Raw genomic sequence first — 16,284 nt, forward strand, 5'->3', positions numbered from 1 at the left:
GCACCGGGCGTGCTGAGGTCCGTTCCCTACGCCGGCATCACCCGGATCAGGTTCGATGGGTTGGCTTTGCACCTCTCAGCCCTGAACACGGGCACCCCAACGGATATGCCTGATTGCTAACAGCCGGTTCTGCGCGCTGCAAGAGGAGAATGCGAGACAGGAAATGTCGCAAACAGCCGTCAAACCGGCGTGTAAACACGCCACTTTGGGGCAGTCCCTCTTGCAGAAAGTTGCTCAGATGTCCTGTGTTCTAGACCGCCCTCAATTCGACCGCGTCGCGAAATTCGTGCTCGATCCCGCGCTTGAGGTTCCGCAAGAGGTGCTGGAGCGTATTGCTCTCCTGCTGGTTGATACGCTCGGCGTGGCTGCGGGGGGCGCGACACTGGAGGTGGGTCAGATTGCACGCGATTTCGCGGTAGAGTTTCATGCGGCTTCTAGTGACAAACACAGCGCAACTTTGCTATTTGACGGGCGAACCTGTGCCATGCCTGGGGCGGCTTGGGCGCTTGCTACGCAGATCGACAATCTTGATGGGCATGACGGCTACAACCCGACCAAAGGGCATATCGGCTGCGCGTTGGTGCCGGCGCTCTTTGCCTATGCTGGGCAGCATCCACAGTTGACCGGGCGGCAGGCGCTCACTGCGCTTGCGATGGGCTATGAGGTGGCGGCACGGGCCGGTGTGGCGCTTCATGCCACGGTCAGCGATTACCATACCTCGGGCGCTTGGAATGCGCTGGGTGTTGCGGCCCTTGGGGCGCATCTGCGTGGGCAGCCCTCGGATGTGTTGCGCGAGGCTATGGGGATCGCGGAATATCATGGGCCGCGCAGCCAGATGATGCGCGAAATTGCCAATCCGACCATGTTGCATGACGGATCGGGAATGGGGGCTCTTGTAGGAATTTCGTCACTGTTTCTTGCAGAACGCGGCTTTACCGGCGCGCCCGCGATTACGGTCGAGAGAGAAGACGTGGCGCATATTTGGGAAGATTTGGGACAGGATTGGACCATCCTGCGCAACTACATCAAACCCTATCCGATTTGCCGTTGGGCGCATGGCGCGCTGGAAGGGGTGCGTGTTCTGATGGTCGAGCAAGGGCTGCGCGCCGCAGAGATTGAGCGGCTTGAAGTGGCGACATTTGCCCAATCCGCCGCGCTTTTTCCGGGCCTTCCCAAGACGACGAGCGAGGCGCAATATTCTCTGGGTTTTGCGCTTGCCACGCTGCTGGTGCATGGGCGCATCGGGCCAGAGCACATCACCGGTTCGGGCCTGAATGATCCGGAGGTCGCCCGCCTGCACGCGCGGATCACGGTGCGTGAAGAACCGCGCCATTCTGCCCGCTTTCCCGGCGGGCGCTGGTCTGATGTGACGGCGATCCTGCAGGACGGGCGGCGACTGACCTCAGGCGATGTCAACGCGCGCGGCGGCCCAGAGGCCCCCATGCCCGAAGCGGACGTGCGCGCCAAGCTGGGTGCGATGGCCGGGCATGTGCTGTCGGAGGGGCGCATTGCGGCGCTTTGGGATATGAAACAGAGACTGTTGCAGCCAGATATGCTTTTTTCCGAGATGGCTGATCTGGTCACGCCTGCACCGGACCGATGACAAAAAAAGCCCCGCCATGAGGGCGGGGCAAGTCAATGGTGCCCGAGAAAGTCAGGCCTTGGGCACCGGCGGTGTCTGGGTAATCAGTTGGGTCGCTCTTCCATTTCCGAGCGAATTTGCTGGCGTAGCGCGTCGATGGGCACCACCTTGCCCTCGCGCTTGAAGCACCAATAGGTCCAGCCGTTGCACGAGGGTGCGCCTTCGAGATGCGCACCGATCTGATGGATCGAGCCGTTGACGCCATCGGCCACCAACGTGCCATCGGCACGCACCTTGGCCGCTTTGCCGTTGATCGAGGTCAGAACCTCACCGGGGCGCAACATGCCACGTTCGATGAGTTGTCCAAAGGGCACACGGGGCTCTGCCCGTTTGGATGTTGAAACCTGAAGCGCGTCGCGGTCGAATTTACGGATATTCGCAAGCCGCTTTTCCGCAACACTGCGATAGGCTGCCTCACGTTCAATCCCGATGTAATCGCGGCCTAGCATCTTGGCCACGGCACCCGTGGTGCCCGTGCCAAAAAACGGGTCCAGTACGACATCGCCGGGATTGGTCGATCCGACAAGAACGCGGTGCAACAGGCTCTCGGGTTTTTGCGTCGGATGCGCCTTGTCGCCGTTGTCATCCTTGAGCCGCTCATGCCCGGTGCAGAGCGGAAGCACCCAATCCGAGCGCATCTGCACCCCGTCGTTGAGCGATTTCAGCGCCTCGTAATTGAAGGTGTACTTCGCACCCTCGGATTTCGACGCCCAGATCATCGTTTCGTGGGCGTTGGTCAGGCGCTTGCCGCGAAAATTCGGCATCGGGTTAGATTTGCGCCAGATCACATCGTTCAGGATCCAATAGCCCGCATCCTGCAGCGCCGCACCGACCCGAAAGATGTTGTGATAAGAGCCGATGACCCAGATTGCCCCATGAGGTTTGAGCAAGCGGCGCGCCGCCTTGAGCCAGTCTTGGGTGAACTTGTCGTAGGCGGCGAAACTTGCAAATTGGTCCCAAGCATCATCGACCGCATCCACTTGGCTATTGTCGGGTCGATGCAGGTCGCCCTTGAGCTGTAGATTATAAGGCGGATCAGCAAAGATGAGATCAACGCTTGCCTCTGGCAAGCTGTTCATCACCTCGATGCAATCCCCGGCGATAATCGTATTGAGAGGGAGCGCAGGCGCGCCCTTGGCTTTGGTCATTGTCGTCATCTTCTGCCTCTGTCCCGGCGCTTCTGCGCTCTGGTCGTTGGAGACCAAGATGAGTCAAACCCGATTCGCCGTCAAATTCTTTTTTGAATCAGAGGGTTAGTTATTTTCTTGATACAATATGTTGTGCACCGGCTTGAACGAACGTCTATGATGTGGGGTCACACCAAGATTTAGGAGCGCCTCTCTGTGGCTTTTCGATGGGTATCCGGCGTTCCGTTCCCAGCCATAGCCGGGGAACTGTTGCGCTAAATCCCACATGATCTGATCGCGCCTGATTTTCGCCACAATTGAGGCCGCCGCAATCGAAACCGAGACCGCATCGCCGCGCACAATGGCACGGGCGGGCAGGGTCAGGCCACGCGGGATCAGGTTACCGTCAATCAGGACAAGATCGGGCGGAGGATCGAGTGCTGCAATCGCCCTCTCCATCGCCAGATGCGCGGCGCGCAGAATGTTGAGCTGATCAATCTCTGCGACGCTGGCATGGGCCACGCTGACCTCGGCAGAGGCATGGATAGCCTCACAAAGTGTGGCACGTCGCGCCGCGCTGAGTTTCTTTGAGTCGTTCAACCCCTCGGGAATATTGCCCGGATCAAGGATCACGGCGGCGGCCGTCACCGGACCAGCCAATGGCCCGCGCCCAACCTCATCCACCCCGGCAATGCGGAGATACCCCTCTGACAGGGCGGCGCGTTCATGGGTGAAATCAGGGCCAAGCATAATCCCACGTCGCATGATCCGAGCGCAAATGCAAAGGGAGGGGCGTGCCCCTCCCTTGCGCGCGCGCGCGATGTTTTCAGTAGAAGCCGTATTGGTTCAGACAGTGATCCCGGTAGATCACCTGATGATGCCCGCCCACCCGCACGGCGCAGGCCGACGGCAAGGCAGTGTAAGAGCCGTAGCGCTGGTTCAGGCAGCGGCCAGAGTATCCAGCCCGGTTGCCTGCATAGACCCTGCAAGCCCCCGGCAAATTGACGCGCTGTGCCTTGCCATAATTTTTGCCATAGCCCCCACGGCCGTTGTCATAGCGGTGATCGTTATAGGCTTTGTCATGCCGACGGTCACGGGAGCTGTAATTACGACCATCGTAGTCGCGATACGAGCCATTGTCCCGATAGCCGTCGTTGTTCTTCTGCTTGCTGTTGCTGGCAATCGCCGCGCCTACAATTGCGCCCAAGGCAATCCCCACGGCAAGATTGCGGTTGTCACTGCGGTCGCGGGCAAGCGCGGGGGTGGCGGTGGCGGTTGTCAGCGCAACGGCACCAATAATAAGGGCTGTGGTAATTTTCCTGAACATTGGATGATCCTTTCACAAGCGAGTGGTCTAGTTGCGATGGTTGTCGCGGTGATAGGGGACATGGTTGCCATAGCCCCGCTGATAGACCGGGCGCCCTTGATGCTGGCGGCCATAGCCGCGCTGCGGTTCGTAAGAGCGGTGCTGGTTGTAGTGGTGGCGGTGATGATTGGGTTTGTAGACCTGTTTGTGGTGCCGTTTCGGGGTGTAATAGTGCTGCTGATAGCCATGACCGCGCGTGGCATAGTCATTGCGACGATCGCGGTCGCGATTGCGATCATCCGCAATTGCGGCCCCAACGATGGCCAGCGCCGCAACCCCGGCGATGATGGCCGCGGTTTCGCCGCGGTTCTGGGCTTGGGCTGGGGCTGCGGTAAGGCTGGACACGGTCAGAGCCGCGCCGATGATGAGAGCGATGAACTTGCGGTGCATGGTCATTCCTTTCAGGATGCTGACGGTCGTTTTCTTGCGTCGGTCCGCATGACCGAACGCTGTAATCCGAGGATGGGATCAGCCCGCCCAGACAGGCAATAACGCCCCAATGATATCAGATAACACGCCGTTTTCCGGCCAGTCCGTCGCACAAGTTATTGAATAGCCGCAGGCCTTGGCGCATCTTGGCGGCATGGAACAGATAACACGCCCCTTTATCCTTGCCTTTGGCCTGATGCTTGCCGCAACCACGGCACAGGCGGCCTGTCAGGTAGAATACAAGGCCAAGCGCGACAAACCGCTTGAGCTGTATTACGACGTCACCGTCGTAAACGCGCCCTGCGCCTCAGCAGAGGCCGCGCTCCGGGCGCAATTGGCACAGCAAGGTCTGACCTTGCTCAAGGTGCTGTCAAAGAAGGAAACCTAAGGTGATAGGTCAACGGGTGCGCGGATGCGCGGGATAACCACCACCGCCGCTGATGCACGCCGATCCGGCAATCGTGTAGTGATTGTCGGGGTCGGGGCCATCGTGGCAATTCTGACCAGTGCCGCGGTGTTCCTGTTTCTCAGCCTGCCAGATGCCAACGCCTTCAACGCCAAGGTTGAACGGATCTTTGTTGAGAATGACGCGCTGACCGGTGAAGGCGAAATCAAACTGCTGGAAATCCTTGCCCTTTCAGGTACGGCATTCTCAGAAACACTGGTCAGCTACCGGATGGTGATCTTTGTGTTGCTGGTTTTTGCCACCGCGCTCTTGGTCGCCTCATTGGTGTTTCTGGTGATGCTGATCACCCTCAACCGCCGCATGGCGCAGATCGAGCGCTCGGGGATTCAGGTCAGTTCCCTGCTCATCAGCCGCGATGAAAAGACAGTGTATCTCAACGATATGGGGTTCAAGCTGACTGATGCCGCCATGGAAACGTTGAGTGTACTGGCAGAGGCCCGGATGGATGACGATGTGATGACCGGGGCCGAAATTGAAGCCGTGATTTCGGGGCGCAAACCCGAGGATTGCGAAGAGGCCGCCGGCGCAACGCGCATTAAGCGCCTGCGCGATACGTTGGGCAATCAGTTGGTGAGCGAGCTATTGGTCAAGAATATTGCGCGGCGCGGGTATATGCTGGCCATCGACAAGGCCGTGATCCGGGTGATCTGAGCAGTCTCAGACGCCCAAGGCCGCGACCAGCCGCGACCAGTCATGCGCCCAGCCGTCATCATTGCGCTCACTCAGCCGGATCATCCAAAGCTCCATGTCTTGCCCCGGCAGCGCCTGATCAAGCGGCACCAAACGCCCTTCGTCCAAATCGCGTTGCACCATGCCTTCAGGCAGCCAGGCCACGCCGATTCCTCGGCGCGCGTATTCATGGGCGGCGAGCGTCAGCGCGGTTTCGGCGCGGCGGCGCAGGATACGGTTTGCGGGGATACGCGGCAGAATCGCGCGCGCCATGATCTGTCCCAGAAACACGTCTGCCGGATAGCCGATAAATGGCAGATCACTGCCCTGCGCCAGACGCGGGGCCGCCACTGGCCTCAGTCGCTCTCGCCCCAACAGAACCTGTTCGAAACTTCGGCTGAGCGTGAGTGGCGCAATCTCGGGCACGGCATAAACGACGGCCAGATCGGCCTCGCCGGAGAGCAGGCGCAACAGACATTCCTCGCGGTTGTCGGATCGCACCCGTACCGGTCGTCCTCCTTGGGCGGTCAGAATGCTGACGATCGCCGGGGAATGGGTGGTGGTAATCGCGTGCTGACAGGCGAGCGTGAGGCCCCGCGTCCCGGTGCGCTGTATCAGGCTTTCGCGCAGGTGGCGCAATTGCGTGGCCAACGCCCGCATCTCGCCCGCCTGCGCCTCGATCTCGGGCAAGAGCACAACGGGTTTGCGCCGCCGATCAAAGAGTGGCACGCCAAGCGCGTCCTCAATCGCGCGTAGGCGGCGGGTAAACGCGGATTGGCTCACATGCCGTGTCTCGGCGGCGCGCGCCAATGACCCAGCATCAGCAACTGCCAGAATATCGTCTAGCCACTCTAGCCGCATATTGCATTCCTTGCATTATATACGACAATAATAGCATTGGACGGGCGTATTGTCCCGCTTTAGCCTGCAAAAAACGCATGTTAAATGGAGGACACCCATGCATCTTGCCCGCTATCCCCGTCGTTTTCTCGCCCATCTGCCGACTCCGCTGGAACGGCTGGACCGTTTGACCAAGGAATTGAACGGTCCTGAAATCTGGATCAAGCGGGATGATTGCACCGGCCTTAGCACCGGCGGCAACAAGACCCGCAAGCTGGAATTCCTGATGGCAGAGGCAGAATTGCAGGGCGCGGATATGGTGATGACCCAAGGGGCCACGCAATCCAACCATGCGCGTCAAACGGCGGCCTTTGCCGCCAAACTGGGAATGGATTGCCACCTGCTGCTTGAGGATCGCACGGGTTCGAACAACGCCAATTACAACAATGGCGGCAACGTTCTGTTGGATCACATGCACGGGGCGACCACGGAAAAGCGCCCCGGTGGCGGCGACATGAATGCCGAGATGGAAAAGGTCGCGGACAAGTTCCGTGCCGATGGGCGCAATGTCTATACCATTCCCGGTGGTGGCTCGAACCCGACAGGCGCGCTTGGCTATGTTAACTGCGCCTTCGAGATGCTGGCGCAGTTCAATGATCGGGCGCTCAAGGTGGATCACATTGTTCATGCCACCGGCAGTGCTGGCACGCAGGCGGGGCTGATCACCGGTCTCAAGGCGATGAACGCGCAAATTCCGCTCTTGGGCATTGGCGTCCGCGCGCCCAAGGCCAAGCAAGAAGAGAACGTCTATAACCTCGCCTGCGCGACCGCTGAAAAGCTGGGCTGCGCCGGAGTGGTCAAGCGTGAGGATGTGGTTGCCAATACCGATTATGTTGGCGAAGGCTATGGCATTCCCACGGAATCCGGCATCGAAGCCATTCACATGTTTGCCGAATTGGAGGCAATCCTGCTCGATCCGGTGTATTCGGCCAAAGGGGCTGCGGGCTTTATCGACCTGATCCGCAAGGGTCATTTCAAGAAAGGTGAGCGCGTCGTCTTTCTTCACACCGGGGGGTCTGTCGCGCTGTTTGGCTATGACAGCGCCTTTGATTTCTCGGGCCGCTGGAAAAAGTAACCCATCCCAAAGGGCGAACAAGACAAAGCCCCGCAGCAATGCGGGGTTTTCCATGCCTGACATATCCGGTAAAGCGCTCTGTAACCTATATTTGCAGGCGGAAAAGCACGCATGAAATTCACATTGTCCTGGCTGAAAGAGCATCTGGAAACCACGGCCTCGGTTACCGAGATCGCCGAGACCCTGACCGATCTTGGGCTAGAGGTCGAAGGCATCACCGACCCCGCCGCGCGGCTGCGTGACTTTACCATCGGCAAGGTGCTCAAGGCAGAACCGCATCCCGATGCGGACCGGCTGCGTGTCTGTCAGGTCGCGACAGCGGATGGAGAGACCCAGATTATCTGCGGCGCGCCCAATGCGCGGGAAGGGATCACCGTCGTGATCGCCAAGCCGGGCGTCTATGTGCCAGGCATCGACACCACCATCGGCGTTGGTAAGATCCGGGGCATCGAGAGCCACGGCATGATGTGTTCCGAGCGCGAGATGGAGCTTAGCGAAGAGCATGACGGCATCATCGAACTGCCTTCGGGCGAGGTAGGCCAGCGGTTTACCGATTGGCTGGCCGCCCATGATCCGGCCAAGGTTGACCCCGTGATCGAGATTGCCATCACCCCCAATCGTCCCGATGCGCTTGGCGTGCGCGGCATTGCTCTTGATCTGGCAGCGCGGGGAATGGGCAAGATGAAACCGGCGCAAACTGTCGACATCGAGGGGCAGTTCGCCTGCCCCATCGGTGTGACGATTGACGCGGATACGGCAACCGGCGGCTGTGAGGTTTTTGCTGGGCGGTTGATCCGGGGGGTCAAGAACGGCCCTTCTCCCGAATGGTTGCAACAGCGGCTGCGCGCCATCGGACTGCGCCCGATCTCGGCGCTGGTCGATATCACCAACTTCTTCACCTATGATCGCAATCGCCCCCTGCATGTCTTTGACGCGGACAAGGTGAAGGGTGACCTTCGTATACACCGCACGACAGGCGGCGAGACATTGATTGGACTGGATGAAAAGGAATACACCTTTGGCCTCGGTCAGGTGGTGATTTCTGATGAGTCCGGCATTGAGAGCATTGGCGGTATCATGGGTGGTCTCGCAACCGGCTGCACTGACGAAACCGTAAATGTCTTTCTGGAAGCGGCGGTATGGGACACCGTGCAGATCGCCACAACGGGCCGCGCTCTGCGGATCAACTCAGACGCGCGCTATCGCAACGAGCGCGGTATTGATCCTGCGTTCAACATGGAAGCACTGGATCTGGCGACGCAAATGATCCTCGACCTATGTGGTGGTGCGCCTTCGAACCGCGTCGTCGCGGGCAAGGTGCCGGATGTGAGCCGCGCCTACCGGCTTGATCCTGCGCGGGTGCAATCGCTGGTGGGAATGGAAATTCCTGAAAGCGAGCAGCGTCAGAGTTTAACTGCACTCGGCTTCAAGCTCGAGGGTAACATGGCCTATGTCCCAAGCTGGCGGCCTGATATTCTTGGCGAGGCGGATCTGGTGGAAGAGGTGGCGCGGATTGCATCTCTGACCAAGTTGCAAGGCCGCCCTATGGCACGCGCCCTGCCTGGCGTGCCCAAGCCGATCCTCAGCCCGATGCAAAAGCGCGAACAGATCGCGCGCCGCACCTGTGCGGCGCTTGGCTATAACGAATGTGTCACCTACAGCTTTATTGACCATGCCGCAGCCACGCTCTTTGGCGGAGGCGATGACGCGACGATGCTGGCCAATCCGATCAGCGCAGACCTTAGCCACATGCGTCCGGACCTGCTTCCGGGTCTGTTGCGGGCTGCGGCCCGCAATCAGGCGCGGGGGATCATGGATCTGGCGTTGTTCGAAGTGGGGCACGCCTTTCATGGTGGCGAGCCGGGTGAACAGCATTTGCAGGTTGCGGGACTTCTTGTAGGGCGCTCGGGGCCCAAAGAGGTACATGGCGCAGCGCGGGCGGTTGATGTCTTCGACGCCAAGGCCGATGTCGAAGCGATCCTTGCCGCAATTGGCGCGCCTGCCAAGGCGCAGATCCTGCGCGACGGGCCGGCATGGTTCCATCCGGGTCGGCATGGGCGGATCTGTCTGGGACCCAAAAAGGTACTGGGTATCTTTGGCGAAGTGCATCCGCGCATTTTGCAGGCGCTGGATGTCAAAGGGCCTGCCGTGGCCTTTACTCTTTATCCGGCGGAAATTCCGTTGCCGCGCAAGACATCTGCCAGCAGGGGCGCATTGGACATCAGCGATCTGCAGGCGGTCGAGCGCGATTTCGCCTTTGTGGTAGACGTCCAAACCGAGGCGCTGACCCTTATCAACGCGGCGGCTGGGGCCGACAAGGCGCTGATCGAGGATGTTCGCGTGTTTGATGCCTTCAGCGGCGGCAATCTGGGTGAGGGCAAGAAATCCCTCGCTCTGACCGTACGCCTTCAACCCCGCGACAAGACACTGACCGAGGCTGAGATTGAAGCGGTATCGGGCAAGATCATCGAAAAGGTAACAAAGGCGACCGGCGGAGTGCTGCGTGGCTGAACAAAAGGAGAAAACCATGCTCAAGGTCTATCTTTCAGGCGAAATCCACACTGATTGGCGCGATCAGATTGTTGAAGGGTCCAAAGGGCTTGATGTGGTGTTCTCAGGCCCGGTCACGGATCACGCGGCGAGCGATGATTGCGGCGTGGCGATCCTTGGGGAAGAGCCGAACAAATATTGGCACGACCACAAGGGCGCGATGGTCAACGCCATTCGCACGCGCAAGGGGATTGCCGAGGCGGATGTTGTCGTGGTGCGCTTTGGTGAGCAGTACAAGCAATGGAACGCTGCCTTTGACGCAGGTTATGCAGCGGCACTTGGCAAGTCCTTGATTATCTTGCAACGCCCCGAACATGACCATGCGCTCAAAGAAGTAGATGCCGCCGCTCTTGCCGTGGCCCGAGAACCGGCGCAGGTTGTGGAACTGTTGCGCTATGTGCTCAATGGTACCTTGCCGGGCTAGGGGCGGCTGCGCTATCCTTGATCAAGAACGGGCTTGCTCCTGGGGCATGCTCAGTCTGACGAAGCGTTCAAGGTCGGTCACGTAAAAGGGATCACAAGCCCCACGAGAATCAGGAGCACGCCTGAACTGATGTTCATGCGGCGCAGTGCTGCCGGGCTCTGCAAGAGGCGACGCGCGCGGTCGAGAAAAAGCGCCAGTGCCAGATTGCCAAGCATGGGCACGATCGCCGAAATCGCAAGAATCGCGGCGATGTCGAGCACGGTAACCTGCGCCAGATCGAAGAAACCCGGCAGAAAACCCATGTAGAAGAGGATCGCCTTGGGGTTGCCAATGACCGCCGCCACGCCAACCGAAAACCCGGCCCAGATGCCGGGGCGGGTCATGCGACTATCGGCACCCGGGACGCGCGCAGGCGCACGGATCAGCAATAGGCCCATACCGATGAATACGCCCGCTGCGATCCAGCGCAGCAGGTTCAGCGCATCACCATAGATCGACAGAACCCAGGCAAGGCCGAGAATGGCGCAGAGCGGCCAGATCAGATCGCCCAAGGCCACGCCCACAGCCAACGGCCATGCCCCGCGCATACCGCCCGAGAGGGCGCGCGCCGTCAATGCCACCCAGACCGGGCCCGGCACAGCCCAGAGGCCTGCCATGGCTGCGGCATAGAGCATCAGATCGAAAGGCGCGATGGTCATGGGGCTTCTGGCAAGGTCAGGCTGCCATCCTCGGCGAGTGGCCAAAAGGGGTTCATCGCCACTTCCCAAACATGACCGTCGGGATCGGCATAATAGCCGGAATAGCCGCCCCAGAATACCTTTTCAGGATGTTTGAGCGCGGTAGCCCCGGCGGCGAGCGCGGTGGAAAAGGCGGCGTCCACCTCTGCCTCGGTTACAAAGTTCTGGGCCAGCGTGATTGCCCCGGTCCCGAGGGCGGCATCCGGGCGGCCCTGATCGGCGGCGAGATGCGCCTTGCCGAAGAGACCAAGCACCAAACCGTTCATCTGGTAGAACACCACCTCTGGAAGTGCCTGGGCCGGGGTCCAGCCAAGCGCTTCATAGAAGGTACGCGACCGGTCAAGATCCTCGACGCCTAGGGTAATGAGAGTGACGCGTTGCGGGGTCATGGGGCCTCTGGTGTGATCTGGCTGATGCCAGCGGTGTCTGTGACGTGGATATGTTGTGCGCGGTTGCCCAGTTCGGAGAATAGCTCTGGCCCGGTGCCGGTCATCCATGCCTGAGCGCCGAGTGCGCAGATTTCGTCATAGAGGGCCGCGCGGCGGGTGGCGTCAAGATGGGCTGCGACCTCATCCAGCAACAAGAGCGGCGGTGCCCCGAAATCGCGCGCAAGGGCGCGGGCATTCGCAAGGATGAGCGAGACCAGAAGCGCCTTTTGCTCGCCGGTGGAGCAGTCGGCGGCGGGCACGCCCTTGGCGGCATAGACACCGTAGAGATCGGCGCGGTGCGGCCCGATCAGTGTGCGACCCGCCATCAGATCGCGAAAACGGCTCTCGGCCAATGCTTGACGCAGATCGTCGGCACTGTCCGGCATCTCCCCTTCGGTTTGCGTCAGCTCCAGTTCTGCAGTGGGAAAGGCGGTTTCGGCTTGCATCTGCGCCCCCATGATCAGGGCGAGCGCGTGCTGGCGGTTGGTATGGATTTCGGCGCCCGCGTCGGCCATTTGCCGTTCGAGCGCAAGATACCACTGCGCATCGCGCACCTGATCCTTGAGCAGACGGTTGCGTTCGCGCATCGCCTTGTCATAAGCGAGCGTAACCTCGGCATGGGCGGGAATAAAGCTCATGGTCATGCGGTCGAGAAAGCGGCGGCGGCCGTCTGCCCCTTCGATCCAAAGGCGGTCCATGGCTGGGACGAGCCAGAGAAGGCGCGCGACGCGCCCGAGCGCAATCTGCGTGGCGGACTTGCCATCGATCCGGACCTGGCGGGCGGCCATGCCCTCGGCGAAGGTCTCGACTTCGTGGACTTGGTGCAGGGAATGCAGAATCGTGGTGATCTTCCAGCCGAGCGCCTCTGGCCGTCGCGCCATGTCCTGTGCGGCGGCGCGCCGCAGGCCACGACCGGGCGACAAAAGTGAGACTGCCTCGATCAGGTTGGTCTTGCCCGCCCCATTCGGCCCATAAATCGCTACAGGCCGCGCATCCAGCGACAGCCGACCGAATTTATGCGAGCGGAAATGCGAGAGGGTCAATTCCGAGAGGTAAAGGCCGGGCATTCACGGCCCTTTCATCGTTCCGAAAATACTCCCGCCGGAGGCTCCGACAGGCGTCACACCCGCATTGGCATGACGACATAGACCGCTGTCGTGTCATTGCCTTCGCGCATCAAGGTGGGATCGCCCGAAGAGTTGAACAGGAAAACGGCGTTCTCCCGGTCGACCTGACTGGCGATTTCCAGAAGGTATTTAGCGTTGAAGCCAATCTCGAGCCGCTCATCGCCATAGGCCACGGCCAATTCTTCTTCGGCGGCACCGCTATCTGGGGCGTTGACCGAGAGGATCAGGCGATCTTCGTCAAGCGAGAGCTTCACCGCGCGCGAGCGCTCTGAGCTCACGGTTGCCACACGGTCTACCGCCTGCGCAAATTCTGCGGCATCCACCTCCATTCGGCGGGTGTTGCCCTGCGGAATGACGCGGGTGTAATCGGGGAAGGTGCCATCAATCACCTTGGAGGTGAGGGTAATGTCGGGCGTGGCAAAACGGATCTTGGTTTCTGAAACCGAGACCGCGATCTTCATGTCATCGTCTTCGAGCAGTTTACGCAGTTCGCCCACGGTCTTGCGCGGAACGATCACGCCGGGCATGTCCGAGGCTCCATCAGGCAGGTCAGCATCAATACGCGCAAGGCGGTGACCATCCGTTGCCACACATCGCAGAACCTTGCCGCCATCGGCGTCCGAGACGTGCAGATAGACGCCGTTGAGGTAATAGCGGGTTTCCTCGGTGGAAATGGCAAATTTCGATTTGTCGAAGAGGCGGCGCAGCACTGGCGCGGGGGCCGAGAAATTGCTGGCATATTCCGAGGAGGCCATCACCGGAAAGTCTTCTTTCGGCAAGGTGGCGAGATTGAAATTTGACCGTCCGGCCTGCACCGTAAGACGGCCCGAGGCCCCGTCGTCGCTGAGCGTGACCAGCGAGCCATCGGGCAGTTTGCGCACGATTTCATGGAGCATCACTGCCGATACAGTTGTGGCACCGGCGCGCTCGACCTGAGCAGGAGCCTTGTCCACCACTTCGATATCAAGATCGGTGGCGCGGAATTGTACGCTGTTACCTTCGGCCTCGATCAGGACATTGGCGAGGATCGGGATCGTATTGCGCCGTTCGACCACCGATTGGGCCTGAGACACGGCTTTAAGCAATGCGCCGCGTTCGATGCTGAGTTTCATTCCCTCGCTCCTGTCAGGTGCCGGATCAATGCCGGGAGGGGCAAGGTAGCAACTCCACCCCGCACCTCAAGTGTTTTTTGGAGTTTTCGGCTGGAAAACCGACAGCGTCAAGGGCTGGCGCCACTTACCCTTCCAGCGTGCGACGCAGAAGCTCCAGATCCTCGGCAATCTGTGCATCTTGAATGCGCAACTCGTCGATACGCTTGACGCCATGCATGATCGTTGTGTGGTCGCGCCCACCAAAACGCCGACCGATTTCCGGCAAGGATCGCGATGTCATCTGTTTGCAAAGATACATCGCCACCTGTCGCGGGCGGGCGTAGCAGCGGGTTCGCTTTGGGCCGATCATATCGCTGAGCCGGATATTGTAATGATCCGAGACCTTGCGCTGAATTTCCTCAATAGACACTTTGCGCTCGGATGCGCGCAGCACATCCGCAAGGCAATCTTGGGTCAGTTCCAGTGTGATCGGCTTGCGCACCAGCGAGGCGAAGGCGAAAAGCCGGGTCATCGCACCCTCGAGCACGCGCACATTTGTGCTGATCCGGTGCGCGAGGAATTCAAGCACGCCGTCGCTAAGGGCAAGGTCGGGATATTGCGCGCGGTAGCGGTCGACCTTGGATTGCAGGATGCCAAGACGCAATTCATAATCAGTCGGGTGAAGGTCAACCACGAGGCCACATTGCAGGCGCGACTTGATGCGTTCCTCAAGATTGGCAATCTCTCCGGGGGCGCGGTCGGCGGAAATTACGATCTGCTTGTTCTGGTCCACAAGCGCATTGAAGGTGTGAAAGAACTCTTCTTGCGTGCTGTCCTTGCCGGCGATGAACTGCACGTCGTCGACCATCAGAACATCGACGGAACGGAACACCGATTTGAAATCCATCATCTTGCGGTCGCGCAGCGCTTGCACAAAGCGATACATGAACTGTTCCGCCGAGAGATAGACAACGTTGAGATCGGGGCGGGTGATCTTCAATTCCCAAGCGATCGCATGCATCAGGTGGGTTTTGCCAAGGCCGACGCCGCCATAAAGAAACAGTGGATTGAATGTAACGGGGCCGCATTCGGCCACCCGGCGCGCTGCGGCATGGGCAAGTTCATTGGGCTTGCCGACCACGAAACTATCAAACGTGAACCTCTCGTCCAGCGGCGCAGACGGAACGATGCTGTCGGCGATAGGTTCCACCGAGGCTACGGTAGCAGGCCGTGAGGGGCGCGCGCCACTATTGGCGGCAACACGGAATTGCAGGCGCCTGACATCAGGAGACAGATTGCTCATCTGATAGAGAATCAATTCGCCAAAATGTTGCGATACATAATTGCCAAGAAATGTCGTGGGGACATGAAAGGTCGCGACACCATCATCGACGCGAGCAAATTCCAGCGGCTCTATCCAGTTCTTGAAATTGCTCTGCCCGACGGATTGCTGAAGTTTTTGCTTCAACTGGCCCCATTGCTCTTGTGTCATTCTGTCCCCGTTCCGCGACTCTACCGTTCTTCTCAAGCCGGATCCGACAGCAGTTGTTCGATCCGGCGCGACACAGTTTTGAGTCGGCAAAGCAACTTGCGTTCCGATGCTAGGTGCAACGGATGCATGTCCCCTCGTCAACAAGCGCGTACTCTGAAATCAATCACCGTATATGCGCGGCCCGTCCCAAAGCCACGCGGTTCCTGACCGCAAAGTACATTCGCATTGGACATGACTAGAGCAGAGTGCTCAGTAGCGGTGCCATAGCTGAGGGTTTCCCTCTTCTGCTTGACCCCGATACAGCCTGTCCCCCCAAGCGTGAATCGCAGGTCTGAAATTAGCAACCTCCGGCCTGTTGCGGCAACTACTCTATGCGCTTGACAGAGGCTTTGACCGAAAAGAATCTCTGACCGCAGCCGGACCCGCAGACATGCAAAAGGCAGCGTCGACGACGCTGCCTTTTAGTTTCAAAGGGTTGCTTCTCAGCTTTGCGCGATTGCTTTTACGCGCGACGAGAGGCGCGAAATTTTGCGGGATGCGGTGTTCTTGTGCACCACACCTTTTGTTACGCCGCGCATCAATTCGGGCTGAGCATTGCGCAGGGCGGTCACGGCCGCGTCCTTATCGCCAGAAGCGATGGCCTCTTCGACTTTGCGAAGGAAGGTGCGGATGCGCGAGCGGCGGGATTTGTTGATGGCAAAACGCTTTTCGTTCTGGCGGGCGCGTTTCTTGGACTGCGGCGTATTGGCCATGTAAGTGAC

Annotated in this window: 17 protein-coding genes and 1 riboswitch; of the genes, 6 read left to right on the forward strand and 11 right to left on the reverse strand. The window is 59.7% G+C overall.

Going from position 1 to position 16,284, the window contains the following annotated elements:
* Positions 1-6: 6 nt before the first annotated feature.
* Positions 7-109: riboswitch (TPP riboswitch) on the reverse strand.
* A 129-nt stretch (positions 110-238) separates the two neighbouring features.
* On the forward strand, positions 239-1,603 hold the full coding sequence (locus tag ACLGGT_RS07820) for an MmgE/PrpD family protein (protein WP_375554456.1): 1,365 nt from the start codon (positions 239-241) through the stop codon (positions 1,601-1,603).
* An 83-nt stretch (positions 1,604-1,686) separates the two neighbouring features.
* Here the strand turns inward: ACLGGT_RS07820 and ACLGGT_RS07825 are convergent, their stop codons facing one another.
* The 4 genes from ACLGGT_RS07825 to ACLGGT_RS07840 form a co-directional block, all read right to left on the reverse strand.
* On the reverse strand, positions 1,687-2,799 hold the full coding sequence (locus ACLGGT_RS07825) for a site-specific DNA-methyltransferase (RefSeq protein WP_437195582.1): 1,113 nt from the start codon (positions 2,797-2,799) through the stop codon (positions 1,687-1,689).
* 96 nt (positions 2,800-2,895) lie between these two features.
* Complete coding sequence (locus tag ACLGGT_RS07830; protein WP_437197403.1) at positions 2,896-3,519, reverse strand: ribonuclease HII; 624 nt, start codon at positions 3,517-3,519, stop codon at positions 2,896-2,898.
* A 76-nt stretch (positions 3,520-3,595) separates the two neighbouring features.
* Positions 3,596-4,096, reverse strand: a complete 501-nt coding sequence (locus ACLGGT_RS07835) for a hypothetical protein (RefSeq protein ID WP_437195584.1) — start codon at positions 4,094-4,096, stop codon at positions 3,596-3,598.
* A 27-nt stretch (positions 4,097-4,123) separates the two neighbouring features.
* A complete protein-coding gene (locus ACLGGT_RS07840; protein WP_437195586.1) occupies positions 4,124-4,525 on the reverse strand; it encodes a hypothetical protein in 402 nt (133 codons plus the stop codon).
* A 193-nt stretch (positions 4,526-4,718) separates the two neighbouring features.
* Between ACLGGT_RS07840 and ACLGGT_RS07845 the strand changes: the two genes are divergently transcribed.
* On the forward strand, positions 4,719-4,952 hold the full coding sequence (locus tag ACLGGT_RS07845; protein ID WP_037297840.1) for a hypothetical protein: 234 nt from the start codon (positions 4,719-4,721) through the stop codon (positions 4,950-4,952).
* Between the two features lie 24 nt (positions 4,953-4,976).
* Positions 4,977-5,681: a winged helix-turn-helix domain-containing protein gene (locus ACLGGT_RS07850; protein WP_437195588.1), complete on the forward strand. Its 705-nt coding sequence runs from the start codon at positions 4,977-4,979 to the stop codon at positions 5,679-5,681.
* 6 nt (positions 5,682-5,687) lie between these two features.
* Here the strand turns inward: ACLGGT_RS07850 and ACLGGT_RS07855 are convergent, their stop codons facing one another.
* Positions 5,688-6,560 (reverse strand): LysR family transcriptional regulator, encoded by an 873-nt coding sequence (locus ACLGGT_RS07855; protein ID WP_081507161.1) that lies wholly within the window; start codon positions 6,558-6,560, stop codon positions 5,688-5,690.
* Positions 6,561-6,657: 97 nt separating this feature from the next.
* Here ACLGGT_RS07855 and ACLGGT_RS07860 point away from each other — a divergent pair, with 97 nt between their 5' ends.
* From ACLGGT_RS07860 to ACLGGT_RS07870, 3 genes are all read left to right on the forward strand, one after another.
* Positions 6,658-7,674 carry a D-cysteine desulfhydrase gene (locus tag ACLGGT_RS07860; protein WP_008281270.1) on the forward strand — a complete coding sequence of 339 codons (1,017 nt, stop codon included), beginning with the start codon at positions 6,658-6,660 and terminating at the stop codon, positions 7,672-7,674.
* A 111-nt stretch (positions 7,675-7,785) separates the two neighbouring features.
* Entirely contained in the window at positions 7,786-10,185 is a 2,400-nt protein-coding gene (gene pheT, locus ACLGGT_RS07865) for a phenylalanine--tRNA ligase subunit beta (protein WP_437195591.1), read from the forward strand.
* Between the two features lie 16 nt (positions 10,186-10,201).
* Positions 10,202-10,648: a YtoQ family protein gene (locus ACLGGT_RS07870; protein ID WP_437195593.1), complete on the forward strand. Its 447-nt coding sequence runs from the start codon at positions 10,202-10,204 to the stop codon at positions 10,646-10,648.
* 77 nt (positions 10,649-10,725) lie between these two features.
* Here ACLGGT_RS07870 and ACLGGT_RS07875 read toward each other — a convergent pair whose 3' ends face one another.
* From ACLGGT_RS07875 to rpsT, 6 genes are all read right to left on the reverse strand, one after another.
* A complete protein-coding gene (locus ACLGGT_RS07875; protein WP_081507158.1) occupies positions 10,726-11,346 on the reverse strand; it encodes a LysE family translocator in 621 nt (206 codons plus the stop codon).
* Positions 11,343-11,774 carry a VOC family protein gene (locus tag ACLGGT_RS07880; RefSeq protein ID WP_437195594.1) on the reverse strand — a complete coding sequence of 144 codons (432 nt, stop codon included), beginning with the start codon at positions 11,772-11,774 and terminating at the stop codon, positions 11,343-11,345. Before ACLGGT_RS07880 ends, ACLGGT_RS07875 begins: the two co-directional genes overlap by 4 nt.
* Positions 11,771-12,880, reverse strand: a complete 1,110-nt coding sequence (gene recF / locus ACLGGT_RS07885; protein WP_437195596.1) for a DNA replication/repair protein RecF — start codon at positions 12,878-12,880, stop codon at positions 11,771-11,773. Before recF ends, ACLGGT_RS07880 begins: the two co-directional genes overlap by 4 nt.
* Positions 12,881-12,933: 53 nt before the next feature.
* Positions 12,934-14,052: a DNA polymerase III subunit beta gene (gene dnaN / locus ACLGGT_RS07890; protein WP_008281276.1), complete on the reverse strand. Its 1,119-nt coding sequence runs from the start codon at positions 14,050-14,052 to the stop codon at positions 12,934-12,936.
* A 124-nt stretch (positions 14,053-14,176) separates the two neighbouring features.
* Positions 14,177-15,523 carry a chromosomal replication initiator protein DnaA gene (gene dnaA / locus ACLGGT_RS07895; RefSeq protein WP_008281277.1) on the reverse strand — a complete coding sequence of 449 codons (1,347 nt, stop codon included), beginning with the start codon at positions 15,521-15,523 and terminating at the stop codon, positions 14,177-14,179.
* A gap of 482 nt (positions 15,524-16,005) precedes the next feature.
* Positions 16,006-16,275 (reverse strand): 30S ribosomal protein S20, encoded by a 270-nt coding sequence (gene rpsT / locus ACLGGT_RS07900; RefSeq protein WP_008281278.1) that lies wholly within the window; start codon positions 16,273-16,275, stop codon positions 16,006-16,008.
* Positions 16,276-16,284: the final 9 nt, after the last annotated feature.

This window comes from Roseovarius sp. MS2, assembly GCF_051447875.1.
Taxonomy (GTDB): Bacteria; Pseudomonadota; Alphaproteobacteria; order Rhodobacterales; family Rhodobacteraceae; genus Roseovarius; species Roseovarius mucosus_A.